This window comes from Roseateles sp. GW823-FHT07B05, assembly GCF_058794515.1.
Genome location: NZ_JBXAGX010000009.1, coordinates 189792 through 213785 on the forward strand (window position 1 = coordinate 189792; position 23994 = coordinate 213785).

General features: G+C 70.7%; 23 protein-coding genes. 19 read left to right on the forward strand and 4 right to left on the reverse strand.

The genetic code is table 11. The annotated features are described in order from the left end of the window. Positions 1 to 63: 63 nt before the first annotated feature. Both AC1Q7O_RS19545 and AC1Q7O_RS19550 read right to left on the reverse strand, forming a co-directional pair. A complete protein-coding gene (locus AC1Q7O_RS19545; RefSeq protein WP_492657426.1) occupies positions 64 to 447 on the reverse strand; it encodes a VanZ family protein in 384 nt (127 codons plus the stop codon). A gap of 43 nt (positions 448 to 490) precedes the next feature. After that, on the reverse strand, positions 491 to 2821 hold the full coding sequence (locus AC1Q7O_RS19550) for a hypothetical protein (RefSeq protein ID WP_492657425.1): 2331 nt from the start codon (positions 2819 to 2821) through the stop codon (positions 491 to 493). A gap of 135 nt (positions 2822 to 2956) precedes the next feature. On the opposite strand from AC1Q7O_RS19550, the gene AC1Q7O_RS19555 reads away from it, so the two are divergent. From AC1Q7O_RS19555 to AC1Q7O_RS19605, 11 genes are all read left to right on the forward strand, one after another. After that, entirely contained in the window at positions 2957 to 3331 is a 375-nt protein-coding gene (locus AC1Q7O_RS19555; protein ID WP_492657424.1) for a hypothetical protein, read from the forward strand. 125 nt (positions 3332 to 3456) lie between these two features. After that, entirely contained in the window at positions 3457 to 5550 is a 2094-nt protein-coding gene (locus tag AC1Q7O_RS19560) for a 3-hydroxyacyl-CoA dehydrogenase NAD-binding domain-containing protein (protein WP_492657423.1), read from the forward strand. Positions 5551 to 5633: 83 nt separating this feature from the next. Beyond that, positions 5634 to 6809 (forward strand): acetyl-CoA C-acyltransferase, encoded by a 1176-nt coding sequence (locus tag AC1Q7O_RS19565; RefSeq protein WP_492657422.1) that lies wholly within the window; start codon positions 5634 to 5636, stop codon positions 6807 to 6809. 4 nt (positions 6810 to 6813) lie between these two features. Next, complete coding sequence (locus AC1Q7O_RS19570) at positions 6814 to 7239, forward strand: PaaI family thioesterase (RefSeq protein WP_492657421.1); 426 nt, start codon at positions 6814 to 6816, stop codon at positions 7237 to 7239. A gap of 110 nt (positions 7240 to 7349) precedes the next feature. Further along, entirely contained in the window at positions 7350 to 8186 is an 837-nt protein-coding gene (locus tag AC1Q7O_RS19575) for a hypothetical protein (protein ID WP_492657420.1), read from the forward strand. 3 nt (positions 8187 to 8189) lie between these two features. Continuing rightward, positions 8190 to 9986: an acyl-CoA dehydrogenase gene (locus tag AC1Q7O_RS19580; protein ID WP_492657419.1), complete on the forward strand. Its 1797-nt coding sequence runs from the start codon at positions 8190 to 8192 to the stop codon at positions 9984 to 9986. Between the two features lie 11 nt (positions 9987 to 9997). Continuing rightward, a complete protein-coding gene (locus AC1Q7O_RS19585) occupies positions 9998 to 10789 on the forward strand; it encodes an SDR family oxidoreductase (protein WP_492657418.1) in 792 nt (263 codons plus the stop codon). Between the two features lie 18 nt (positions 10790 to 10807). Further along, positions 10808 to 11290 (forward strand): PaaI family thioesterase, encoded by a 483-nt coding sequence (locus AC1Q7O_RS19590; protein WP_492657417.1) that lies wholly within the window; start codon positions 10808 to 10810, stop codon positions 11288 to 11290. Between the two features lie 237 nt (positions 11291 to 11527). Next, positions 11528 to 12169, forward strand: coding sequence for an RpiB/LacA/LacB family sugar-phosphate isomerase (locus tag AC1Q7O_RS19595; RefSeq protein ID WP_492657416.1), 642 nt, complete (start codon positions 11528 to 11530; stop codon positions 12167 to 12169). A gap of 39 nt (positions 12170 to 12208) precedes the next feature. Then, positions 12209 to 13150, forward strand: coding sequence for a hypothetical protein (locus AC1Q7O_RS19600; protein WP_492657415.1), 942 nt, complete (start codon positions 12209 to 12211; stop codon positions 13148 to 13150). After that, positions 13151 to 15418 (forward strand): DEAD/DEAH box helicase, encoded by a 2268-nt coding sequence (locus tag AC1Q7O_RS19605; protein ID WP_492657414.1) that lies wholly within the window; start codon positions 13151 to 13153, stop codon positions 15416 to 15418. A 6-nt stretch (positions 15419 to 15424) separates the two neighbouring features. On the opposite strand, the gene AC1Q7O_RS19610 is transcribed toward AC1Q7O_RS19605, so the two are convergent. Further along, positions 15425 to 16042, reverse strand: a complete 618-nt coding sequence (locus AC1Q7O_RS19610; RefSeq protein WP_492657413.1) for a TetR/AcrR family transcriptional regulator — start codon at positions 16040 to 16042, stop codon at positions 15425 to 15427. Between the two features lie 120 nt (positions 16043 to 16162). On the opposite strand from AC1Q7O_RS19610, the gene AC1Q7O_RS19615 reads away from it, so the two are divergent. From AC1Q7O_RS19615 to AC1Q7O_RS19650, 8 genes are read left to right on the forward strand one after another with little or no spacing between them, the layout of a single operon-like run. Continuing rightward, on the forward strand, positions 16163 to 17476 hold the full coding sequence (locus AC1Q7O_RS19615) for an NAD(P)/FAD-dependent oxidoreductase (protein WP_492657412.1): 1314 nt from the start codon (positions 16163 to 16165) through the stop codon (positions 17474 to 17476). Beyond that, positions 17473 to 18228, forward strand: a complete 756-nt coding sequence (locus AC1Q7O_RS19620) for a DUF1365 domain-containing protein (protein ID WP_492657411.1) — start codon at positions 17473 to 17475, stop codon at positions 18226 to 18228. Before AC1Q7O_RS19615 ends, AC1Q7O_RS19620 begins: the two co-directional genes overlap by 4 nt. A gap of 1 nt (position 18229) precedes the next feature. Then, positions 18230 to 19486, forward strand: coding sequence for a class I SAM-dependent methyltransferase (locus tag AC1Q7O_RS19625; protein ID WP_492657410.1), 1257 nt, complete (start codon positions 18230 to 18232; stop codon positions 19484 to 19486). Then, entirely contained in the window at positions 19483 to 20028 is a 546-nt protein-coding gene (locus AC1Q7O_RS19630; protein ID WP_492657409.1) for a chalcone isomerase family protein, read from the forward strand. The genes AC1Q7O_RS19625 and AC1Q7O_RS19630 overlap by 4 nt, the downstream gene beginning before the upstream one ends. Before the next feature lie 10 nt (positions 20029 to 20038). Further along, the gene (locus AC1Q7O_RS19635) at positions 20039 to 21301 is read left to right on the forward strand and encodes an MFS transporter (protein WP_492657408.1); all 1263 of its coding nucleotides are present in this window, start codon (positions 20039 to 20041) and stop codon (positions 21299 to 21301) included. Next, positions 21298 to 21837, forward strand: coding sequence for a DUF3833 domain-containing protein (locus AC1Q7O_RS19640; protein WP_492657407.1), 540 nt, complete (start codon positions 21298 to 21300; stop codon positions 21835 to 21837). Before AC1Q7O_RS19635 ends, AC1Q7O_RS19640 begins: the two co-directional genes overlap by 4 nt. A gap of 2 nt (positions 21838 to 21839) precedes the next feature. Further along, positions 21840 to 22616 (forward strand): SDR family NAD(P)-dependent oxidoreductase, encoded by a 777-nt coding sequence (locus tag AC1Q7O_RS19645; RefSeq protein ID WP_492657406.1) that lies wholly within the window; start codon positions 21840 to 21842, stop codon positions 22614 to 22616. Between the two features lie 4 nt (positions 22617 to 22620). Beyond that, on the forward strand, positions 22621 to 23067 hold the full coding sequence (locus AC1Q7O_RS19650) for a nuclear transport factor 2 family protein (RefSeq protein ID WP_492657405.1): 447 nt from the start codon (positions 22621 to 22623) through the stop codon (positions 23065 to 23067). 4 nt (positions 23068 to 23071) lie between these two features. Here AC1Q7O_RS19650 and AC1Q7O_RS19655 read toward each other — a convergent pair whose 3' ends face one another. Beyond that, entirely contained in the window at positions 23072 to 23980 is a 909-nt protein-coding gene (locus tag AC1Q7O_RS19655; protein ID WP_492657404.1) for an alpha/beta hydrolase, read from the reverse strand. Positions 23981 to 23994 lie beyond the last annotated feature (14 nt).

Here is a 23994-nt window from a genome sequence, read left to right on the forward strand (position 1 = left end):
CGTATCGCAATCTGCTGCCAACGGTATGTCAGTGCAGGGGCATTGACTGTAGGAGGGAGCCCCCTAGTCTGTCGGGCTCATCCGGGTGATCGGCCAGGCGGCCAGCAGCCCCAGCGCGATGCCGATACCGTCGGCCACCACGTCGTGCCAGTCGGCCTCGCGCGGCGGCAGGAAGCTCTGCGCGATCTCGATGCCGACGCCGTAGGCCAGCAGCGCCAGCACCGGCCAGGCCCACTGGCGTGGCTGCGGCCACAGCGCCCAGACGGCGCAGAACGCCAGCGCGCCGAACGCCAGCGCGTGGTTGGCCTTGTCCCAGCCGGTGTTCATCGTCTCGGGCGGCGCAGGCGACAGCGCCAGCCAGGTGATGACGGCGAGCAGCAGTGCGAGCAGTGCGCGCCAGATGGCGCGGCAGGCGGGAGCGGTGAACAGGGACAGCAGCGTTTTCATGGCGGGCGGCATTGTGGCCCGCCCGCATGTCAGCGCTGCTGGCTCATTTCATCTGCAGCAGCCAGCCTCTGGCCTGGCGCAGGTGGGCGTTGAGCTGGGCCTGCGCCGGGCCGACGCTGGCGTCCGTTGCCGGCAGCTTCTCCGTCAGCGCAGCGTCCATGAAACCGCGCGAGGCGGCATTCAGCATCCAGTTCATCGACGGCGGGCGCTGGCCCTGCGTGGCCGGCAGGCGCAGCTCGGCCACCTGGCCGCAGCCGCCCACGCGCTTGATGAGCTCCACCGTCGAGTCCTGGCCGCGGGCGCCGTTGCTGTGCAGGATGCCGCGCGGCGGCGCACCCACCTCGTGCAGCGTCACGTCGCGGGCGCGGTAGCGGCGGCCGTCCTGCGGCAGCGCGTCGGCGGCCTGCGGCGCATCGCGGCACAGCCAGTCGTCCACCTCGGACGGGCCGTTGAACAGCAGCAGCAGGCGCAGCCGCGAGCGGTCCAGGATGCCCTGCGCCGCGCAGTCGTCCTCCGGCTTGCAGACCTTGAGCCGGCCGGCCGCCTCCAGGTCGCGCAGCAGGTCGGACAGCATCAGCGTGGCGCTGCTCTCCACGTAGCCGCCATCACCCAGCCGGTCCCACACGCTGCCGACATCGCCGGCCTCATCGTCCCGGTGGGCCTCCTTGAAGAAGACCGCCGCGGCCGGGCTGATGTAGGGAAAGCGGGCGCTGTTGTGCACGGCCTGCGCCAGCGTCAGGCGCTCCACGTCCAGACCCAGCGACGGGTCCAGCAGGTCCAGCCCGTCGGCGCTGGGCAGCAGGAAGTCGGCCTGGTAGACGCGCTGCCCGCGGGCCAGCGCCGCGGTGTTCAGCGCCAGCAGCGGCAGCCACTGCGCGGGCGTGGCGCGGCCATGCAGTGCGGTCAGCGCGTCGCCCCAGGGGTTGGGCGCTGCAGCGGGGCCGGGCGCGCAGTGGCGGGCCAGGCTGCGGGGCCAGTCGCGGGTCCAGACCTGTTCCAGCGTCAGCGAGCGGTCCAGCGCGGTGATGGGCACGGGCAGCAGCCGCTGCAGCAGGTCGCCGTACAGCAGGCCGCCCACGGGCGCGGCGAGGTGGTCCTGGCCCGTGAAGTCGCGCACCAGTTCCCAGGGCGTGCAGGCCGCGGCATCCAGCGCCTGGCGGCGCGCGTCCACGGCGGCGACGAAGCTGGCCGCTCCCAGCGCGCCGCCGGAGGTGCCGCTGATCGCGAACACGGAATCGGTGAAGTTCGCCCCCTCCTGTTCGCCCAGTTCCTGCAGCCGCGCGAGCGCCGCGCTGCTCCAGTACGCGGCCCGCGACGCGCCGCCGGCCGACGCCACCAGCACCAGCGGCCGCTTGCCATCGGCGCCCACGGTGCGCAGCCAGGCCTGCAGCCAGGCATCCGCCGGCTGGCGGTTGGTGATGGCGCGTGGCGCGCTGCGCTCCGGTGGTGCGACGCGATGGTTGTCGTTCAGCGGCGCGAAGCCGACGAACAGCAGCAGCGGCAGCGCCGTCAGCGGCATGCGGATCAGCGCCTTGGGCACGTAGGTCAGCAGGATGCCGCCGAAGACGATCCAGCTGCCCAGTGCCAGCAGCACCAGCGCCGGCGAGCCGATGGCGCGCGCCGTGGCCTCGGGCCAGGCCAGCAGCGCGGCCAGCAGTGCCCATTGCAGCAGCATCACCAGCGCTACCAGCACGCGCGACGGCGTGGGCATGCGGTCTTCGCGCTCCATCGCGGCGATGGCCTCGCGCCGCACGTCAAGCGCCAGCCAGCGGGCCAGCCATGACGTGGCGCCCAGCCTGAGCAGCCAGGCACGGCGCTTGACGACGAAGACGTACAGCGCCGCCGTGACGGCCAGCAGCGCCACGCCGATCAGGCGCTCGCGCGTCTGCAGCAGGAAGAACAGCGCGATGGGCAGGCCACCGCCCAGTACCAGCGCACGCGGCAGCCAGCGCCGCAGGCCTTCGGCAAAGGTCGGGTGAGTGCATTCGCCCAGCGTGTCGGGCTTGAAGCAGCGGTCCAGCAGCAGCCGGCTGGTGTACCAGGCCAGCAGCAGCCACAGCGCGAAGGCCGCCACCAGCACGGCCGTCTGCATGCTGCCGACCTCCAGCGCCAGCAGCGTCTCGCGGGCCTGTTCCAGGCCCAGCAGCGTGGCCACACCCACGCCGACGATGCCCACCGGGAACAGGCACAGCCACAGCACGCGCAGCAGGTACAGCACGCGGGGAACGTCGCCCTCGGGCGGTGGCGCGGGTTGGTCGGGGCGGGGCGGCGGCGGTGGCGGCTCCGACGTGGGCGGGCCCGGGGGCTGGGGCAGCGGCGAGAACGTCGGCGGCGGCGAGTTGTCGGGAGGCGGGTAGACGACCGGGATCAGCATGGGCCGCACTCTAGTCGTGCCCCGCGCCACCTCCAAGGCGGGCCGGCCATCGGCTGTGCTCGTGGGAAACCCTGGCCGCGCGCCCGGGGCGCGGTAGCACCACTACATTTGCTGACATAACCAAGGGAGAGGTTCATGGATCAAGGCCAATGGCTGATGCTGGTGGGTGGCTTCGTGCTGGGTGGCCTGCTGGCGGCGGGCGGCGTGTACGCCTGGCTGTCCGGTCGCGCCAAGCGCGAGACGCAGCGCCGCCTGCAGCTGGAGCAGGCCTACAACCTCGCGGGCCAGCATGTGACGCAGGCGCGCAAGCAGATCGAGCAGCTGCAGCGCGAGAACCACGAGCTGCGGCTGGCCGTGCGCCCGGCGCCGCGGCCGGCGCCACCCGCTGAGCCCCCGGTGGATGCCGCGGAAGCCACCCGCCGCTACGCCGAAGCGAAGATGCAGCCGCCCGCGCCCAAGGAGGTGCCGAAGGCGTTCAAGGACACCGTGGTGCTCAAGCGCGGCGAGTAGCGCGCCCGGCCTTGTCACTGCCGGGACAAGACGGCGCCGAAACCGCTGCCTAGAATCGAACGATCGTTCTATTTCTGGGCCGGCTGCAGGAGACGCGGCTTGCCCGCCAACCCGAGGTCGTGCCCATGACAGCCCATTACGAAGTTCGCGGCAGCGTCGCCGTGATCACGCTCGACAACCCGCCGGTCAACGGACTGGGTTTCGCCACCCGCGCCGCCACGGCCGCCGGTGTGGAACGCGCCGAGGCCGATCCGGCCGTCACGGCCATCGTCATCACCGGCGCCGGCAAGGCGTTCTCGGGCGGTGCCGACATCAAGGAATTCGGCTCGCCCAAGGCGCTGGCCGAACCCAATCTGCTGAGCCTGATCGGCGTCGTCGAGAACAGCAGCAAGCCCATCGTCGCGGCCATCCACAGCGTGTGCATGGGCGGTGGCCTGGAGCTGAGCCTGGGCTGCCACTACCGCGTGGCGCAGACGGGCACCAAGGTCGCCCTGCCCGAAGTGAAGCTGGGCCTGCTGCCGGGTGCCGGTGGCACGCAGCGCCTGCCGCGCGCTTTAGGCGTGGAGCCCGCGCTGAACATGATCGTCAGCGGCGAGCCGGTCGAGGCGCAGATGCTGGCGATGGTCCCGGGCCAGAAGCTGTTCGACAAGATCGTCGATGCGGATGTCGTGGACGCCGCCGTGACCTTCGCCGCCGAGGTGGCCGACAAGCGCCCGCTGCCCAAGGTCCGTGACCTGAAGGCCCGCCACCCTAACGCCGAGGCCTACTTCCAGTTCGCCCGCAACATGGTGGGCGGCATGAGCAAGAACTACCCGGCACCGCTGCAGTGCCTGGAAGCCGTGGCCGGCGCCGTCAAGCTGAAGTTCGACGACGGCATGCGTGCCGAGCGCGAGGGCTTCGCGGCACTGATGCAGACGCCCGAATCCAAGGCGCTGCGCCACCTGTTCTTCGCCGAGCGCGTGGCCAGCAAGATCGCCGACGTGCCCGAGGGCACGCCGCTGCGCACTATCGCCAAGGTGGGCGTCATCGGCGCCGGCACCATGGGAGGCGGCATCTCGATGAACTTCCTGAACGCGGGCATCCCGGTCACCATCCTGGAGACCAAGCAGGAAGCGCTGGACCGCGGCGTCGCGACGATCAAGAAGAACTACGAAGCCCAGGTCAAGAAGGGCAAGCTGAAGGAAGACAAGTACGCGGCCCGCATGGCGCTGCTGTCCACCACGCTGAGCTACGACGATCTGAAGGACTGCGACCTCATCATCGAGGCCGTGTTCGAGGAGATCGGCGTCAAGGAAGCCGTGTTCAAGCAGCTGGACGCGGTCGCCAAGCCCGGCGCCATCCTGGCGTCGAACACCTCCACGCTGGACGTCGACAAGATCGCCTCGTTCACGAAGCGCCCGCAGGACGTCGTGGGCATGCACTTCTTCAGCCCGGCCAACGTGATGAAGCTGCTGGAAGTCGTGCGTGGCAAGGAAACCGCCAAGGACGTGTTGGCCACCGTCATGGCCATTGGCAAGAAGATCAAGAAGACCGCGGTCGTGTCGGGCGTCTGCGATGGCTTCATCGGCAATCGCATGATCGAGCAGTACAGCCGCCAGGCCGGTTTCCTGCTGGATGAAGGCTGCACGCCGCAGCAGGTGGACAAGGCCGTCGAGAAGTTCGGCTTCGCGATGGGCCCGTTCCGCATGGGCGACCTGGCCGGCAACGACATCGGCTGGGCCATCCGCAAGCGCCGCGCCGTGGAGCGCGCCAACATGAAGTACTCGGCCAGCGCCGACCGCCTGTGCGAGCTGGGCCGCTTCGGCCAGAAGACCGGCGCTGGCTGGTACGACTACCTGCCCGGCAAGCGCGACGCGATCCCGTCGCCGGTCGTCGACGAGATGCTGGCCAAGCACCGCGAAGCCATCGGCGCGAAGAAGCGCGACATCAGCGACGAAGAGATCGTGCACCGTCTGGTGTTCTCGCTCGTCAACGAGGCCGCCCACCTGCTGGAAGAGGGCATCGCCCAGCGTGCCTCGGACGTGGACATGGTCTACCTGACTGGCTACGGCTTCCCCATCTTCCGCGGTGGCCCGATGTGCTACGCCGACACGGTGGGCCTGTTCAACGTCGTGCAGGCGATGAACCGATTCGCCAAGAACCCGATGGACGACGGCGCGTTCTGGACGCCGGCGCCGCTGCTGGCCCGGCTGGTCGCTGAAGGCAAGTCCTTCACTTGAACGTCGGCCAATCTGAACGCTTTGCGTGCCAGACCGATCGAGCGAAGCGAGTAGCTCTGGCACCAACTGATTAAGGACAAGACATGAGCAACGCACTGATCGTCTCCACCGCCCGCACGCCGCTCGCCAAGAGCTGGAAGGGCGCGTTCAACATGACCCACGGCGCCACGCTGGGCGGCCATGCCGTCAAGTCGGCCGTCGAGCGCGCCGGCATCGAGGGTGGCGCCATCGAGGACGTGCTGATGGGCTGCGCCACGCCCGAAGGTGCCACCGGCAGCAACATCGCGCGCCAGATCGCGCTGAAGGCCGGCCTGCCCATCACTGTGAGCGGCGTCACCATCAACCGTTTCTGCTCCAGCGGCCTGCAGACCATCGCCATGGCCGCGCAGCGCATCATCGCGGGCGAGGGTGACGTCTACATCGCCGGCGGCGTGGAGAGCATCTCCTGCGTGCAGCAGGAGGCCAACAAGCACATGCTCGTCGACCCGGCGCTGATGAAGCTCAAGCCCGAGATCTACTGGAACATGCTGCAGACCGCCGAGAACGTGGCCAAGCGCTACAACATCTCGCGCGAGCGCATGGACCACTACGGTGCCGGCAGCCAGCAGAAGGCCTGCGCCGCCCAGGCCGCCGGCAAGTTCGCCGACGAGCTGATCTCCGTGACCACGACCATGGGCGTGGCCGACAAGGTCATGGGGCTGATGAGCAAGGAAGTCACCATCAGCGCCGACGAAGGCCTGCGCGAAGGCACGACCTACGAGGGCATCAAGGACCTGCGTTCCGCCGTCCCCGGCGGCCTGATCTCGGCCGGCAACGCCAGCCAGTTCAGCGACGGCGCCGGCGCCTGCGCGCTGGTGTCAGAGCAGTACGCATCCACGCACAACCTCGAGCCGCTGGGCCGCTTCCTCGGCTTCGCCGTGGCCGGTTGCGAACCCGACGAGATGGGCATCGGCCCCGTGTTCGCGGTGCCGAAGGTGCTGAAGAAGCTGGGCCTGACCGTCGCCGACATCGACCTGTGGGAGCTGAACGAAGCCTTCGCCGTGCAGGTGCTGTATTGCGCCGACACGCTGGGCATCCCGATGGACAAGCTCAACGTCAACGGCGGCGCCATCGCCGTGGGCCACCCCTACGGCGTGTCGGGCCAGCGCCTGACGGGCCACGCCCTCATCGAAGGCAAGCGCCGTGGTGCCAAGCGTGTCTGCGTGACGATGTGCATCGGCGGCGGCATGGGCGCTGCCGGCGTGTTCGAAGTCCTCTGACGCCATGAGTGTCTCGCCCGAAGTCTTTCTGGCGATGGGGCGAGACATCCTCGCCCAGCAGTCCTTCAGCCGTCTGCTGGGCACGGAGCTCGCCGCACTGGCGCCGGGTCAGGTCGAACTGCAGCTGCCGCTGCGCGACGACCTGCTGCAACAGAACGGCTTCGCGCATGGCGGCGTCGTCAGCTACCTGGCCGACAACGCGCTGACCTACGCCGGCGGCACCGCGATGCAGGTGCCGGTCGTGACCTCCGAGTTCAAGATCAACTATGTCCGGCCCGCGGTGGGCGAGCGGCTGATCGCCCGCGCCGAGGCCCAGGCCGTGAGCAAGACGCAGGCGGTCTGCCGCTGCGAAGTGTTTGCGGTCAAGGACGGCAGCGAGAAGCTCTGCGCGCTGGCTCAGGGCACCATCGTCCGCCTGGCCCAGGACTGACGGGTACTGCGATGGCCGGGGTCGCGTCATGGGGGTGTGACTCCCGTCCTGGCGCGCGGGATGCTGGCACAGTGCAGCGATCCTCACCCCCCGTTGCACGGAGCCTGCTGATGAAACTGCTTGCCCTTCCCCTGGCCGCCTCGGCGCTGCTGGCCATCTGCGGCTCCGTCGCCGCGCAAACGACGCCGGCTGCCGACACCGCGGCCATCGTGAAGGCGATCGAGGCCAAGGACTGCGCGTCGGCCGCCCGCGCGCTGAACGGCGCACTCGAGAAGCCGTCGCCCGCCGTGCTGGTGCTGGCCGGCTCGATGTTCGAGCAGGGGCTGTGCCTCAAGCCCAGCGCCGAACGCGCCGCGCGCTTCTACCTGCGTGCGCAGGAGCAGCCTGGTGTGCCGGCGCGGCTGGCGGCGCTGTACGCGTCGCCCGCGGCCGGGCCGGACAAGGGCCTGGCGCTGTGGTGGGGCCAGCGGGCCGAACTGCCGCTGCCGCGCGACTGCGAGGTCGCGCCCGAGGCCCGCCAGGACGTCGACCGCTTCAGCGCCGCGCTGGGCGGTTGGAGTGCCGCCAAGTTGGACAGCTGCGTGCACGTCGTCGGCGTGCTGGCCTCGGTGGGCGCCGAGTTCGTCACCGCCCGTACGGGCGAGGGCCTGGCGGCGCTGTTCGTGCCGGCCAGCGGCCAGTTGACGCTGGCGACGGACCAGCTGACGCAGGAGGCCATGGACGCCGGCGTTGGTGCCGGCGCCATCCGCGGCTCGGCACCGGGCTTCCAGCGCGCCGAATCGTGGTCGCAGCCGGACACCAGCAAGGCCCGCGCCCGCGAGGAACTGAAAGCGCTGGCACCGCGCGTCGACCGCCTGGCCGCCGACGCGCTGAAGCGCTACCCGCGCCCCGACGGGCTGGACCCCGCCTGGCGGCTGAACTTCATCATCACATCGCAAAGAAGCTGAGGCATGCGACAGACCCTGGACTTCCTGCTGTTCGACTGGCTCAAGGCTGGTGACCTGACCGCGCGCGAGCGCTTCGCCGAACATTCGTCGGAGACCTTCTCTGCGGTGCTTGACACCTGCGAGAAGATCGCCCGCGAGAAGTTCGCGCCGTTCAACCGGCTGGCCGATACGCAGGAGCCGCATTTCGATGGCGAACGCGTGCACCTGCCACAGGCCACGCACGACGCGACGCGGGCATATGCCGAGTCCGGCATGCTGGCCGCGGCGCAGGACTATGACGTGGGCGGCATGCAGCTGCCCTGCGTCATCGAGATGGCCGGCAACGCCTTCTTCAGCAAGGCCAGCGTGGCGATGGGCGGCTACGCGATGCTGACCTCGGGCAATGCCAGCCTGCTGATGGCGCACGGCACGCCGCTGCAGCGCGAGGTGTTTGCGAAGAACGAGTTCGCCGGCCGCTGGTTCGGCACCATGTGCCTGTCGGAGCCGCAGGCCGGCTCGTCGCTGTCCGACATCGCCACCCGCGCCGAGCTGGAGGATGAGGCCGACGCGCTCGGTCCGCGCTACCGGCTCACGGGCAACAAGATGTGGATCTCCGGCGGCGAGCACGAGATCACCGAGAACATCGTTCACCTGGTGCTGGCCAAGGTGCCGGGTCCGGATGGCAAGCTGATCCCGGGTACCAAGGGCATCTCGCTGTTCATCGTGCCCAAGAAGCTGGTGAACGAGCGGGCCGAGCTGACCGGCGAGCGCAACGACGTGAGCCTGGCCGGCCTCAACCACAAGCTGGGCTACCGCGGCACCACCAACTGCCTGCTGAACTTTGGCGAGGGCCGCTTCACGCCCGGCGGCCGCAAGGGCGCCATCGGCTACCTCGTCGGCAAGCCGGGCGAGGGGCTGCGCGCGATGTTCCACATGATGAACGAGGCCCGCATCGGCGTGGGCCTGGGCGCGGTGATGCTGGGCTATGCCGGCTACGAGGCCAGCCTGGACTACGCCAAGCAGCGCCCGCAGGGCCGGCCCATGACGGCCGCCGGCAAGGACGCCGCCAGCCCGCAGCGGCCCATCATCGAACACGCCGACGTGCGCCGCATGCTGCTTGCACAGAAGAGTTATGTCGAAGGCGGCCTGGCGCTGGAGTTGTACTGTGCGCGCCTCGTGGACGAACTCGCGACGGGCGACGACCGGGCCGGCGCCCAGGCGCTGCTGGACGTGCTGATCCCCATCGCCAAGAGCTGGCCCAGCGAGTGGTGCCTGGAGTCCAACTCACTGGCCATTCAGGTGCTGGGTGGCTACGGCTACACGCGCGACTTCCCGGTCGAGCAGTACTGGCGCGACCAGCGCCTGAACATGATCCACGAGGGCACGCACGGCATCCAGGCGCTGGACCTGCTGGGCCGCAAGGTCGTGCAGCAGGGTGGGGCGTCGCTGGCGGCACTGGCGGCGCGCGTGCAGCAGACGATCGAGCGCGCCATCCAGACCGACTGGGCGCCGCAGGCCAACCAACTCGCCGCGGCGCTCGCGCAGGTCGGCGGCGCCACGAAGAAGGCCTGGAGCACCGGCCAGCCCGAGGATGCGCTGGCCAACGCGGTGCCCTACCTGCAGGCCTTCGGCCACACGGTACTGGCCTGGCTGTGGCTGGACGTGGCGCTGGCCGTGGGCGACAACAGCGACTTCGCCCAGGGCAAGCGCGCCGCAGCCCGCTATTTCTTTGCCTACGAACTGCCCAAGATCGGCGCGTGGCTGGACGTCGTCGCCCGCCGCGAGCCGCTGTGCCGCGACATCCAACCCGAACACTTTTGAGAGACAAGATCATGAGCACCAAAGTCCAAGACCTGTTCGACCTCACCGGCCAGGTGGCCCTCGTCACTGGCGGCTCGCGCGGCCTGGGCCTGCAGATCGCCGAAGCGCTGGGTGAAGCCGGCGCCAAGATCATGCTGACCTCGCGCAAGGCAGCCGACCTGGAAGAAGCCGCCGCCCACCTGCAGGCTCGCGGCATCGATGCCCGCTGGATCGCGGCGGATGCCGCCAAGCCGGAGGACGCGCAGCGCGTCGTGGCCGAGACGATGGAGCGGCTGGGCCAGATCGACATCCTCGTCAACAACGCCGGCGCCAGCTGGGGCGCGCCGGCCGAGGAGCACCCGATCGAGGCCTGGGACAAGGTCATGGACCTGAACATCCGCAGCCTGTTCGTGTTCGCGCAGGCGGTGGCCAAGGCCAGCATGATCCCGCGCAAGTCGGGCCGCATCATCAACGTGGCGTCCATCGCCGGCCTGTCGGGCAACTCGGGCGTCATGAAGACCATTGCCTACAACACCAGCAAGGGCGCGGCCGTGAACTTCACGCGCGCGCTGGCGGGTGAGTGGGGCGCCCACGGCATCACCGTCAACGCGCTGGCGCCGGGCTTCTTCCCGAGCAAGATGACCAAGGGGCTGCTCGCCGCCGTGGGCGAGGACAAGATGGCTGCGCACGCGCCACTGAACCGGATCGGCGACGACGACGACCTCAAGGGCGCCGCGCTGCTGTTCGCGTCCAAGGCCGGCAAGCACATCACCGGCCAGATCCTGGCGGTGGATGGCGGCGTGAGCGCCGTCCACGGCGGCTGACCCGCTGACAATTCGCACATGACGCGCCCCTCGCCCCCGCTCCACTTCCCTGTGCACATTCCCTTCGTGCAGCAGCTCGGCTTCGAGTTGCACAGCCTGGGCCACGGGGAGGCCGAGATCCGGGTGGACCTGCAGGAAGGCCATCTCAACTCCTGGGAGGTGGCGCACGGTGGCGTGCTGATGACGCTGCTGGACGTGGCCATGGCCCACGCCGCGCGCAGCATCCACCGCGACCAGCCCGGCATGGGCCCGGGCGTCGTGACCATCGAGATGAAGACCAGCTTCATGCGCCCCGGCGAGGGCGAGCTGCGCTGCCACGCCAAACTGCTGCACCGCTCCACCACCATGGCCTTCTGCGAGGGCTCGGTGTTTGGCGGTGACGGCAAACTCTGCGCGCACGCCACCGGCACCTTCAAGTACCTGAAGGCGCTGCCCACGCAGGGGCGGCGGCTCAACAAGCTGACGCCGGCGGAGGCCGGCGGCGCGACCGGACCGGGCTGACCCCGCGCCGCCCTCGGGATTGGCCGGTTTTCTGAAACGACGTTCCAATAGCGGGCACAATCGCGGCAGCGTCAGCATCCCGGCCACGGGGTGCGCGGTTGGCCAGGGGCTTGCCGGACCATGCAGTCCGGGCGCCCTGATCGGGAATCCCCTGGCACGACGGCCCGCGTTCACGGCCCCCTGGCCCGAGCCGCACGGCCCCCGCCCTCGTCCAGATTCGCCCAGAAAGCCCCCGCCATGAAGATCGCCCTCATCATCGAGAACAGCCAGGCCGCCAAGTCCGAGATCGTCCACAACGCGCTCAAGACCGTCGCCGAGCCGCTGGGCCACCAAGTCCACCACTACGGCATGTACGCGCCGGAAGACAAGGCCTCGCTGACCTACGTCATGAACGGCCTGCTGGCCGGCATCCTGCTGAACAGCAAGGCCGCCGACTTCGTCATCACCGGCTGCGGCACCGGCATGGGTTCCATGCTGGCCTGCAACAGCATGCCCGGCGTGTTCTGCGGCCTGGTCATCGACCCGACCGACGCCTTCCTGTTCGGCCAGATCAACGACGGCAACGCCATGTCCATGCCCTACGCCAAGGGCTTCGGCTGGGCCGCCGAGCTCAACCTGCAGGACTGCTACCGCAAGCTGCTCGAGAACGAGCGCGGCGCCGGCTACCCCAAGGAACGCGCGGCCATCATGGCCAAGAACCGCGGCATCCTGAAGGACCTGAAGGCCGCCTCCTGCAAGGACATGCTGACGACGCTGAAGGCCGTCGACCAGGACCTGCTGAAGGCCGCCGTGTCGGGCGAGAAGTTCCAGGAACTGTTCTTCACGAACTGCCAGGACGACGCCATCGCCGCTCATATCCAGGGTGTGTTGAAGGGCTGACCTCCACGGCCGGCGAGACGGCGCCAATCACAATGGCGCATGGGAACGAAAACCAGTGCGGCCGGTGTGGCCGCCGTCATCGTCGTGGCCTCGACGGCCTGGGTGCTGAGCTCGGGCGTTGAGCAGCCTGACCAGGGCGCCGCGGACCTGGCTGCTGCAATCCAGCCCGGCCCCTCGGACGGTGCTGCCAGCGCGCCGGCGCGGCCGCCAGCCCATCTGGCGTCCACGTCCATTGGCGCAGGCCCCGACAAGGCTGTCGCCGCCCGCTCCACCACGCCGGCCATCGTCCCGCCTATCGATTGGGCCCGCTATCCCGGCACCCTCCACACCCAGGTGCAGCAGGCGCTGCAGGCACGCGACGGTGTCATGGCCGCCGACCTGGCGCGCAAGCTGAGGGAGTGCGAGGCGATCTCCGGCCAGATGCAGCCGGACATGATTCAGAGGCATTCGGCGGACGGTGTTGGTGCGGCGGTACAGGCGGTCCGCAAAGAGCAGCTGCAGAGCTACCAGCGCGTCCTCGCCAACTGCCAGACGGTGCCGGATTGGCGGCCTGCGCAGGTGGCGCTGCTGGATACGGCCGTGGAACAGCGGGTGATCGGTGCTGCGGTGCAAAGCCTTCATCTTTTTCAGCGCAGCCCCAAGGTTCTGCAAGGCGTGTTGCGCGACGCCATCGCTGGAGACGTGTCGTCGTTGGTGGTGGCGGCGTCCCACCAGGCTTCGACACTCGGCATGTCCAACGACTTGCAGCGCAGCCTGCGCTACGCCCTTGAACTGGCTGCCACAGATCCGGATGTCGGCGCTCTGGTGCGGCGTTTAGTCTCCATCGCCGAATCTGTCGCCATACAGCTGGGGAGCGAGAGGCAACCCCGCTTTAGCCATGATGGCCTGACGGAGGCTCAGCGCGCCCAGGCCCGCGACATCGCACGCCGGTTGGTGCAGCGCGTGAAGGAGCCCAGGGACGACGTGGCCAAGGTCGACTGAGTGGACCGCGCCGCACCTCACCTCACGCTGCGCACGCTGACGCGCGGCGATGGCCTGCTGGGCCTGCGCCCGCGTGGGGCCCTCGGCCCGCGCGGCGAGCAGGTGACGGTGGCGACGCTGGCGCGGCGGGATGCCGACGCCGAGCAAGCGCTTCTCAAGCTGGGCCTCATCGCCCTCGATCCCGCGCTGCTGCAGTGGCGCGGCACGCCGCCGTCGCTGGGCGGCGAATCGCTGTGGACGCTGGTGCAGGAAGAGTTCTTCGGTGACTTCCACGCCGAGGCCGTGCCCGAGCTGCAGGCCCGGGGCTGGCAGGTCACGACCGAGCCCGGCTTCGCCCACCACAGCCAGTTCGTCAGCGGCTGGCAGCTGGGGCTGACGGAAGACACCGAACAAGAGGCGCCGAAGCCCAGCCGCCGCGTCGAAGGCCTGGCGCTGGAGCGCCGCACGGGCGCGTGGCTCGTCAGCCTCGGCATGGAGGTCGACGGCAAGACGTTGGACCTGGCGCCGCTGATCGCCAACCTGCTGCGCCGAGACAAGCGCTGGCTGGACGCCGTGGCCATTGCCGCCATCGAGGACGACGCCATCGTGTCGCTGCGCGCACCGGGCGGGCGGCGCTATCACGCCGTCGCCGCGCCGCTGAAGGCCATGATGCTGGCGCTGCTGGACCTGCTCAAACCCGCCGAGCTGGAGAAGGGCAAGCCGCTCAAGCTGAACGAATGGGACGCGGATCGCCTCCGTGTCATCGAGGACGAATCGCGCGGCCGCTGGCAGATCCACGGCGACGCGGGCCTGAAGGTGCTGGGCCGGCGGCTGCTGGCGGCGGGCGCACCGACTGCCTTTGAACAGCCACCCGGCCTGGGCCTGCAACTGAGGCCTTACCAGCTCCACGGGCTGGCCTGGCTGCAATACCTGCGTGCACAGAACCTCGCCGGCATCCTGGCCGATGACATGGGCCTGGGCAAGACGGCACAGGCGCTGGCCCACGTCTGGGCCGAGAAGCAGGCCGGCCGGCTGGACCGCCCGGCGCTGGTCGTCGTGCCCACGTCGCTGCTATTCAACTGGCAGCAGGAGGCTGCGCGCGTCGCGCCGGGGCTGGGGGTCAAGACCTGGCACGGCGCCGACCGCGCAGCGCTGGACCTCGGCGGTGCCGATGTCGTGCTGACAACCTACAACCTCGTCTGGCGCGACCTGCGCGCGCTGTCGGCCCGGCCCTGGCATTTGCTCATCCTGGACGAAGCCCAGTCGGTGAAGAACGCGCAGGCCCGTGCGGCGCGGGCGCTGCGCCGGCTGGACGCGCGGCACCTGCTGGCGCTGACCGGCACGCCGCTGGAGAACCACCTGGGCGAGCTGTGGTCGCTGTTCGACCTGCTGATGCCCGGCTTCCTGGGCGACTCGCGCACGTTCGCGCGCCACTGGCGCAAGCCCATCGAGGTCAACCGCGACGGCCCGCGCGCGCGGCTGCTGGCGGCGCGCGTGCGGCCCTTCATCCTGCGCCGGCTCAAGACCGAGGTGGCCACCGAGCTGCCGCCGCTGACCGAGCTGGTGAAGCGCGTGCCGCTCGTTGGCCAGCAGAAGCAGCTGTACGAGAGCGTGCGCGTCGCCGCCGACCATATGGTGCGCCGCATCCTGCAGCGCGACGGCTTCACGCCCACCAGCCTCATCAGCGTGCTGGACGCGATGCTGAAGCTGCGCCAGGTGTGCTGCGACCCGCGCCTCGTCAAGGGCGTGGAGATGGCGCCGCACACCGAGCGCGCCAAGCTCGAATGGCTGCGCGAGCACCTGCCCGACCTCGTCGCGCAGGGCCGGCGCGTGCTGGTGTTTTCGCAGTTCACGGAGATGCTGGACCTGATCGCCGCCGAGGTGCCCGTGCCGCACCTGCGGCTGACCGGCGCCACGCCGGCCGCGCAGCGCGGCGACATCGTGCGGCGCTTCCAGGCGCGCGAGGTGCCCATGCTGCTGGCCAGCCTCAAGGCCGGCGGCGTGGGTCTGAACCTGACGGCCGCCGACACCGTCATCCACGTGGACCCTTGGTGGAACCCGGCCGTGCAGGCGCAGGCCAGCGCACGCGCCCACCGCATCGGGCAGGACCAGCCGGTCTTCGCCTACCAGCTGGTGGCCCAGGGCAGCATCGAGGAGCGCATGCTGGAGCTGCAGGCGCGCAAGAAGGCGCTGGCCGACGGCCTGCTGGGCAGCGATGACGGCTCGCTGCTGACCAAGTTCAGCGCGCCCGAGTTGAACCTGCTGCTGGCGCCGCTGGAAGAGGATTGACGGGCGTCAGCCCGCGAGCCCGTCGAACGTCGTGCCGTTCACCCACTCGATGATCTGTGCGTGGGTGTACTGCCCCGAGTCCTTCAGCAGCGCGACGACCGGGTCGCAGGCGCGCGCGAACAGCGTGTAGAGCACCAGCTCCGCCGGCACGTCCGATTTGAGCTGGCCGCCGGTCTGGGCCTCGGCGATCCAGATGCTCAGGCGGTTGCTCAGCGAGATGAGCCGGTCCATGTAGTCGTCGTTGGCCTGCAGCGCCGCGCTGAGGCTGGAGTTCTGCGCCGGCAGCGACGGCATCTCGCCCTCCAGCTGCGTCTGCATGGCCCAGCCGGTCACGGCCTTGAGCTGGTCCAGCGGCGTCAGCGGCTCGGTCTCGGCGCGAGTGCGCAGGTCGTCGACGAAGGCCAGCGCCCGGTCCAGCACGCCCACCATGGCCGCGCCGGCCAGCTCTTCCTTAGACGTGAACAGCTTGTACAGGCTGGCCTTGGCGAGCCCGGCTTCGGCGGCCACCTCGTCCACTGTCATCGCGTCGTAGCCCTTGCGGGCCAGCAGGCGGTTCACGGCGGTGACGATGGCGTCCTCACGCACGCGCTGCATCTGCTCTCGGATCGACGGACGGGCTCCCATGCCGGGATTCTAGGTGGAGTCGGGGTGGGGAAAACTATTTGGTGCAATTTTTGAACTGCTGAGTTATTGTGTGAACTGATGAGTTCAAGTTTTGATCTCGCTAGTTCAAAGGGTAAGCCCATGCAGCGCATCGCCGTCATCGGATCGGGAATCGCCGGACTCGCCGCCGCCTGGCGGCTGACCACGTCGCCCGGCGGGCCGCGCGTCACGCTGTTCGAGGCGGGCAGCCATTTCGGCGGCCATGCGCACACGGTGGACCTGTGCCTGGACGGCGTCAGCCATGGCGTGGACACCGGCTTCCTCGTCTACAACGAGCGCACCTATCCGCTGCTGACCCGGCTGTTCGCCGAGCAGGGCGTGGAGGTGGCCGACTCGGACATGTCGTTCTCCGTGCAGGCGCCGCGTGCCGGTGGCGGCGGGCTGGAGTGGAGCGGCAGCTCGCTGGCCACCGTGTTTGCGCAGAAGCGCAACCTGCTGAACCCGCGCTTCCTGCACATGCTGGCCGAGATCCTGCGATTCAACCGGCTGACCACGGCGCTGGCGACCGGGCAGGGCGGTGCGATGGCGCAGGGCAGCGTGCGCGAATTCCTGGACGGCCACCGCTTCGGCGCGGGCTTTCGCGACGGCTACCTGCTGCCGATGATCGGCTGCATCTGGTCCTGCCCCACGGAGCAGATGCTGGACTTCCCCATCGAGACGCTGATCCGTTTCTGCCACAACCACGGGCTGATCCAGGTCAGCGACCGGCCGCAGTGGCGCACGGTGCGGGGCGGCTCGCGCCAGTACGTGCGCCGGCTGGTGGCGCAGCTGCCCGACGTGCGGCTGGACACGCCGGTGCTGGGCCTGCAGCGCGCCGGCTCGCACGTGCTGCTGCGCACCGCGGCGGGCAGCGAGGCCTTCGACGGCGTCGTGCTGGCCTGCCACAGCGACCAGGCCCTGGCGCTGCTGGGCGACGGCGCCAGCGCCGACGAGCGCGCGGTGCTGGGTGCCATCCGCTACCAGCCCAACGTCGCCGTGCTGCACACCGACACCGGCGTGCTGCCCAAGCGCCAGGCCGCCTGGGCCGCGTGGAACTACGAGCGCGCCACCGATGCCGGCCGCGAGCAGGCGCAGGTCTGCCTGCACTACCTGATCAACCGGCTGCAGCCGCTGCCGTGGCAGCAGCCGGTCATCGTTTCGCTGAACCCGGTGCGCGACATCGACGAGCGCCACGTGCACCGCCGCATCGAGTACGCCCACCCCGTGTTCGACCTGGCCGCGCTGCAGGCCCAGCAGCGCGTGGGCGGGCTGCAGGGGCAGCAGCGCACCTGGTTCTGCGGCGCGTGGTGTGGCTATGGCTTCCACGAGGACGGCCTGCGCGCCGGCTTCGAGGCGGCCGACGGCGTGCTGGCCCGCCTGGCCGCGCGCCCGGCCGCCGAGCGGGGGGCCGCGTGAGCGACGCCGCGCCGCTGATCGGCTTCGGCCCGGTCTGGCACCGGCGGCTGCGGCCCGTGGCGCACGAGTTCCGCTACGGCGGCTGCTTCCTGTTGCTGCCGCTGCGCCGGCTGCGCGGCCAGCCCTGCGCCGCGCTGAAGCGCAACGGCCGCGGCTGGCTGAGTTTTCATGACCGCGACCACGGCGACGGCGGCCCCGACGCGTTGGCCTGGTTCGACGAGCTGCTGGCGCGCGAAGGCATCACCGACGCCGACGGCGAGGTCTGGCTGCACACCTTCCCGCGCATGCTGGGCTATGCGTTCAAGCCGGTGAGCTTCTGGTACGCCCACCGCGCCGACGGCTCGCTGGCTGCGGCGCTGGCCGAGGTCAACAACACCTTCGGCGAGCGGCACGTCTATCTGCTGGCAGGCCCGGACCTGGCCTTCGGCGTCGAGCAGCAGGCGACCAAGGTCTTCCACGTGTCGCCGTTCTGCAGCACGCAGGGCCAGTACCGCTTCCGCTTCGAGCGCACGGCCGAGCGCACGCTGGTGCGCGTGGATCTGCACGACGCGCAGGGCCCGCTGCTGCAGACCAGCGTGGGCGGCGTGCTGCAGCCGCTGACGCCGGCCAGCGCCCGGCTCGCCGTGTGGCGCATGCCCTTCATGACGATGGGCGTCGTCGCCCGCATTCACTGGCAGGCGCTGCGGCTGTGGGCCCGGCGCGTGCCGTTCTTCAGCAAGCCCCAGGCCCCCGATCACCTCGTGAGTCGCTGACATGACCCAAGCCACCACTCTCGCCCGTCCCCAGACCCTGCCCGCCACGGCGCCCGCCGCCGCGCACCGGCTGCTGCGCCTGCTCGAACGCCTGCCGCACGGCCGGCTGGACCTGCAGCTGCCCGACGGCCGCCAGCTCAGCCTCGGTAGCGGCGACGGCGAGCGCGCGGCGCTGAGCGTGCACCGCTGGGCGCTGTTCGAGCGCGTGCTCAAGGCCGGCGACATCGGCCTTGCCGAGAGCTTCATCGACGGCGATTGGGACACGCCCGACCTCGCCGGCCTGCTGCGCCTGTGCCTGGCCAACCGCGAGCACATCGAGGGCCTGATCTACGGCCGCTGGTGGGGGCGCCTCGCCTACCGGCTGCGCCACCTGCTGCGCCGCAACTCGCGCGCCGGCAGCGCCAAGAACATCCATGCCCACTACGACCTGGGCAACGACTTCTACCGCCTGTGGCTGGACCCCGGCATGAGCTACAGCTCGGCCTGGTTCGAGGGCCGCGACCCGCGCGACGTGGGCCTGGTCGAGGCGCAGGATGCCAAGGTACGCCGCGCGCTGCGCGAGGCCGGCGTGAAGCCGGGCGACCGCGTGCTGGAGATCGGCTGCGGCTGGGGGGGGCTGGCCGAGATGGCGGCGCGCGAGTTCGGCGCCCGCGTGACCGGCGTGACGCTGTCCCGCGAGCAGCTGCAGTGGGGCCAGGCGCGCATGCGCAACGCCGGGCTGCAGGAGGCGGTCGAGCTGCGCTACCAGGACTACCGCGACTTGCCGAAGCAGCATGCCGCCGAGCCGTTCGACGCCGTCGTGTCCATCGAGATGTTCGAGGCCGTCGGCCACGAGTACTGGCGCGGCTATTTCGAAACGCTGAACGCCTGCCTCAAGCCCGGTGGCCGTGCCTGCATCCAGAGCATCACCATCCGTGATGACCTGTTCCCGCGCTACCTGCGCTCGACGGACTTCATCCAGCAGTACATCTTCCCCGGCGGCCTGCTGCCCAGCCCCAGCGCGTTCGAGGCCGAGGCGCGCCGCGCCGGCTTCGTCGTGGAACACACCCTGGCCTTCGGGCGCGACTACGCCGAGACGCTGCGCCGCTGGCGTGACGCTTTCCTGAAGGACAGCGAGGCGGTGCTGCGCCAGGGCTTCGATGCGCGCTTCCAGCGCATCTGGACCTTCTACCTGGCCTACTGCGAGGCTGCGTTCGACGCCGGCAGCACCGACGTCATGCAGTTCACGCTGCGCAAGTCGGGCGGTGCCACGCCATGAAGACCACCCGCCGCGCCGCCGTCGTCGCCCTTGCCCTGCCCGCCATGACCGAACTCCTCGCCGACACCGCTCCCCCCGCCGAACTGCAGTCGGCACTGCCGCAGGCTCGCCTGCAGGGCACCGGCGTGCTGCGCTTCTTCGGGCTGCGTGTCTACGAGGCGCGGCTGTGGGTCAAGCCCGGCTTCGTGCCGGACGACTACGCCCGCCAGCCGCTGGGGCTGGAGCTCACCTACGACCGCAAGCTGGAAGGCGCTGCCATCGCCGAGCGCTCGGTGGCGGAGATGCGGCGCGTCGGCAAGTTCGAAGAGGCCCAGGCCAAGCGCTGGCTGGCGCTGATGAAGCAGGCCTTCCCGGACGTGGTGGCCAAGGATCGGCTGCTGGGCCTGCACGACGGCGAGGGCGAGGTGCGCTTCTTCCACAACGGCCGCCAGACCGCCGCGGTGAATGACGCCGAGTACGCGCGCCTGTTCTTCGGCATCTGGCTGGCGCCGCAGACCTCGGCAGCCGCGCTGCGCGAGTCGCTGCTGGGGCTGGCGCGCTGACGAGGCCGGCATGCCGGACACCACTGCCATCAGTCTGCCCTGGCCGCGTGGCCTGGCCTATGCGGGCCTGGCCGTGCCGCTGGCGTTCGTGTCGCTGCCGCTGTACGTGAACCTGCCTTACCACTACGCCACCGCCTTCGGCATGCCGCTGGCGGCGCTGGGCGGCGTGGTGCTGGCGGTGCGGGCGCTGGATGCGGTCATCGACCCCGCGCTGGGCCGGCTGGCTGACAGGCTGTTCGAGCGCGGCCGTGCCTGGTCCGTGGCGGCGCTGGGCGCGCTGGTGATGGCGCTGGCCTTCGCCGCGCTGTGGTGGCCGCCGCAGGGCGGCCCGGCCGCGGTGCTGCCCTGGCTGGCGGTGGCGTTGCTGCTGTGCACGCTGGCCTACAGCGGCGTGGGCATCGTGCACCAGAGCTGGGGCACGCGCTGGGGCGGCGGGCCGGAGCTGCGCGCCCGCGTGGCCGGCTGGCGCGAGGCCGGCACGCTGGCCGGCGTGCTGCTGGCCAGCGCACTGCCGGCACTGGCGGGCTGGGGCGTCACCAGCGCGGTGCTGGCCGGGCTGCTGGCGCTGGGGCTGCTGGGCCTGCGCGGCCTGCCGGCGCCGGCGGTTTCGACCACGGGCGAGGGCGATGACGCACGGCCGTGGCGCCAGCCGGCGTTCCGGCGCCTGGCCGTCGTTTTCATGCTCAACGGCATCGCCACGGCTATCCCGGCCACGCTGCTGCCGTTCTTCATCGCCGACCGACTGCAGGCGCCGGACCTGCAGCCCGTGCTGCTGCTGGCCTATTTCGGCGCCGCCGTGCTGGGCCTGCCGCTGTGGGTGAAGGCCGGCGCGCGCTGGGGCCTGGCGCCGGCCTGGCGCGCGGGCATGGCGGCGGCGGTGGCGGCCTTTGCCGTGACGCCGCTGCTGGGTGCAGGCGACGTCTGGGCCTTTGGCATCGTCTGCGCCGCCAGCGGCCTGATGCTGGGCGCCGACCTGGCGCTGCCCGGCGCGCTGCTGACCGGCGTCATCCAGGCGGCTGGCGACGGCCAGCGCGGCGAGGGTCGCTACCTCGGCTGGTGGGCCTGCATGACCAAGCTCAACCTCGCGCTGGCCGCCGGCCTGGCGCTGCCACTGCTGGCGCTGGCCGGCTACACGCCGGGCCAGCGCGACACCACGGGCCTGCAGGCGCTGACCTGGGCCTACGGCGGTCTGCCCTGCCTGCTCAAGATCGCCGCAGCCGGCTGGCTGTGGCGTGCCGAACGCCGCCACATCGACTGGAAGGAACGCGAATGAAGCGCCGTCAATTCACCCCCACGCTGCTGGCCGCGGGCGCCGCGCTGGCGCTGGCCGGCTGCGCCGGCCCGCAGGTGCAGGACTACGCCCGCGAGACGCCGCCCATCAACCTGCGCGAGTACCTCAGCGGCCCGCTGACGGCGCACGGCATGTTCACCGACCGCTCGGGCCGCGTCGTCAAGCGCTTCACCGTCACGATGACCGGCACCTGGCAGGGCGACAGCGGCACGCTGGACGAGCACTTCACGTACAGCGACGGCAGCAAGCAGCGCCGCGTCTGGCACCTCAAGGACCTGGGCAACGGGCGCTTCAGCGGCCGGGCCGACGATGTCGTCGGCGAGGCGCTGGGCGAGAGCGCGGGCAACGCCTTCCGCTGGACCTACACGCTGGCGCTGCCGGTGGACGGCCGCGTCTGGAACGTCACGATGGACGACTGGATGTACCGCATGGATGCGCGCACGGTGCTCAACCGCACGGCCATGAGCAAGTTCGGCGTCCACCTGGGCGACGTGACGCTGGCCTTCACGAAGGACTGACCGTGTCGCTGAACCCCCCGCTGACCGACTGGCAGGGCCGTTGGGCCTGGATCATCGGCGCCTCCACCGGCATCGGCCGCGCTACGGCGGCCGCACTGCACGCGCGCGGCGCACGCGTCATCGTGTCGGCGCGCGACGCCAACGCGCTGGGCGCCTTCGTCGGCACCCACCCGGGCTGCCACGCGCTGCCGCTGGACGTGACCGACGCCGACGCGATGGCGCAGGCCGTGCAGTCGGTGCACGCGCTGGCGGGCCAGGTGCCGGCGCTGGTGGTGTACTGCGCCGGCCACTACCGGCCCGTTGGCGCCAAGGACTTCGACCTCGCCGAGATGCAGCGCCACCTGGCGGTGAACTACACCGGTGCGCTGTACCTGCTGCAGGGCCTGCTGCCGCGCATGCTGGCGTCGGGGCAGGGCCACCTCAGCCTGGTGGGCAGCGTGGCGGGCTACCGCGGGCTGCCGCTGTCGCTGGCCTACGGGCCCACCAAGGCGGCGCTGAACAACCTGGCCGAGAGCCTGTACCTGGAGCTGCACCCGCGGGGGCTGGGCGTGTCCATCGTGAACCCGGGCTTCGTCGATACGCCGCTGACGGCGCAGAACGGCTTCAAGATGCCGGCGCTCATCACGCCGGACGAGGCGGCGAGCGCGATGCTGGCCGGCTGGGCGCGCGGCCGCTTCGAGATGAATTTCCCGCGGCGTTTCACGGCGTGGATGCGACTGCTGCGCTGCCTGCCCGATGCCTGGTACTTCGCCGCCGTGCGGCACACCACGGGGGCCTGACCGGATGACCCCCGTCACCACCGATCCGCGCGTCGCCGCGCTGGCCGCCGCCTACACGGCGCTGACCCGTGCCAGCCTGCCCGCGCTGCTGGCGCTGTACGCGCCCGCGGCGCGCTTCAAGGACCCGTTCAACGAGGTCGAGGGCCGCGCCGCCATCGAGCGCGTGTTCACGCACATGTTCGACACGCTGCACGAGGCCCGCTTCGTCGTCGCGACGACCGTGTGCCAGGGCCACGACGCATTCCTGACCTGGGAGTTCCACTGCCGCGGCCAGGCGAGCGCACCGGCCATGGTCATCCGCGGCGCCAGCCATCTGGTGTTCGACGAGGCCGGCCTCGTCACGCTGCACCGCGACTACTGGGACGCCGCGGAGGAGCTCTACGCCAAGCTGCCCGTGCTGGGTGCGCTAGCACGCTGGGCGCAGCGGCGGCTGCGCGCGCCACAGCCCTGAGCGCTCAGCGTCGCGGCGCGAGGAAGCCGTTGACGTCCAGCCAGCGCAGGAACACCGGGAACCAGCCGTTGGCCGTCTTGCCAGGGTAGCCCAGGCCGAAGCCGTGGCCGCCGTTCTGGTACAGGTGGAACTCGACCGGCCGGCCGGCGTCGAACCAGGCCTTGACGACGCCGAACTGGCCCTTGAACAGGAAGTCGTCGCTCGCGATGACATTGAACATCGGCGGCGCGTCCTTGGGCACCGTGACCGGGCCCATGCCGCCGTAGATGGGGCCGATGAAGGCCAGCTTCATGGTCTTGGAGTTCAGCGTGGCGTGCATCGTCAGCCCGGCGCCGGCCGAGAAGCCGACCATGCCCAGGCGCTGCGGGTCCACACCCCACTCCTTGGCGCGCGACAGGATGAGCGCATGCGCGGCCTCGGCGTCGGCGAGCTGGTTGGCCAGGTCGGGCAGCAGCGCGCGCGGGTTGGTGTCGCTGCTGCCGGCGGCCGAGAACATGCGGTCCATCGAGTCCTTGAAGCCCGCCACCGACTCGGGCGTGGGTTGCAGCCGGTACTTGAGCACGAAGGCGGCGATGCCCTGGTCGGCCAGCGCCTGGGCGACCTGCCAGCCCTCGTGATTGATCGCCAGCCAGCGGAAGCCCCCGCCCGGCGCCACCAGCACGGCCGCGCCGTTGGCCTTGCCCGGCGCGGGCAGGAAGGGCGTTAGCGTGGCCGCGCTGACGTTGCGCACCATGGGCTGGCCCCACTGGTGGAACCAGCTCTCGGCGGCGGGCTGCTGGTCCACGCCGCCGGTGCCCAGCGGGATGGCGGGCGGCTGCTGCGGTGCGGGGATGGGGCGGATGGTGCCGTCCTGGGCGAAGGCGCCCGTGCAGGCGATGAGCAGGGCGAACAGCGTAGAGCGGAGAGGGCGCATGGGGCAGGGCCTTT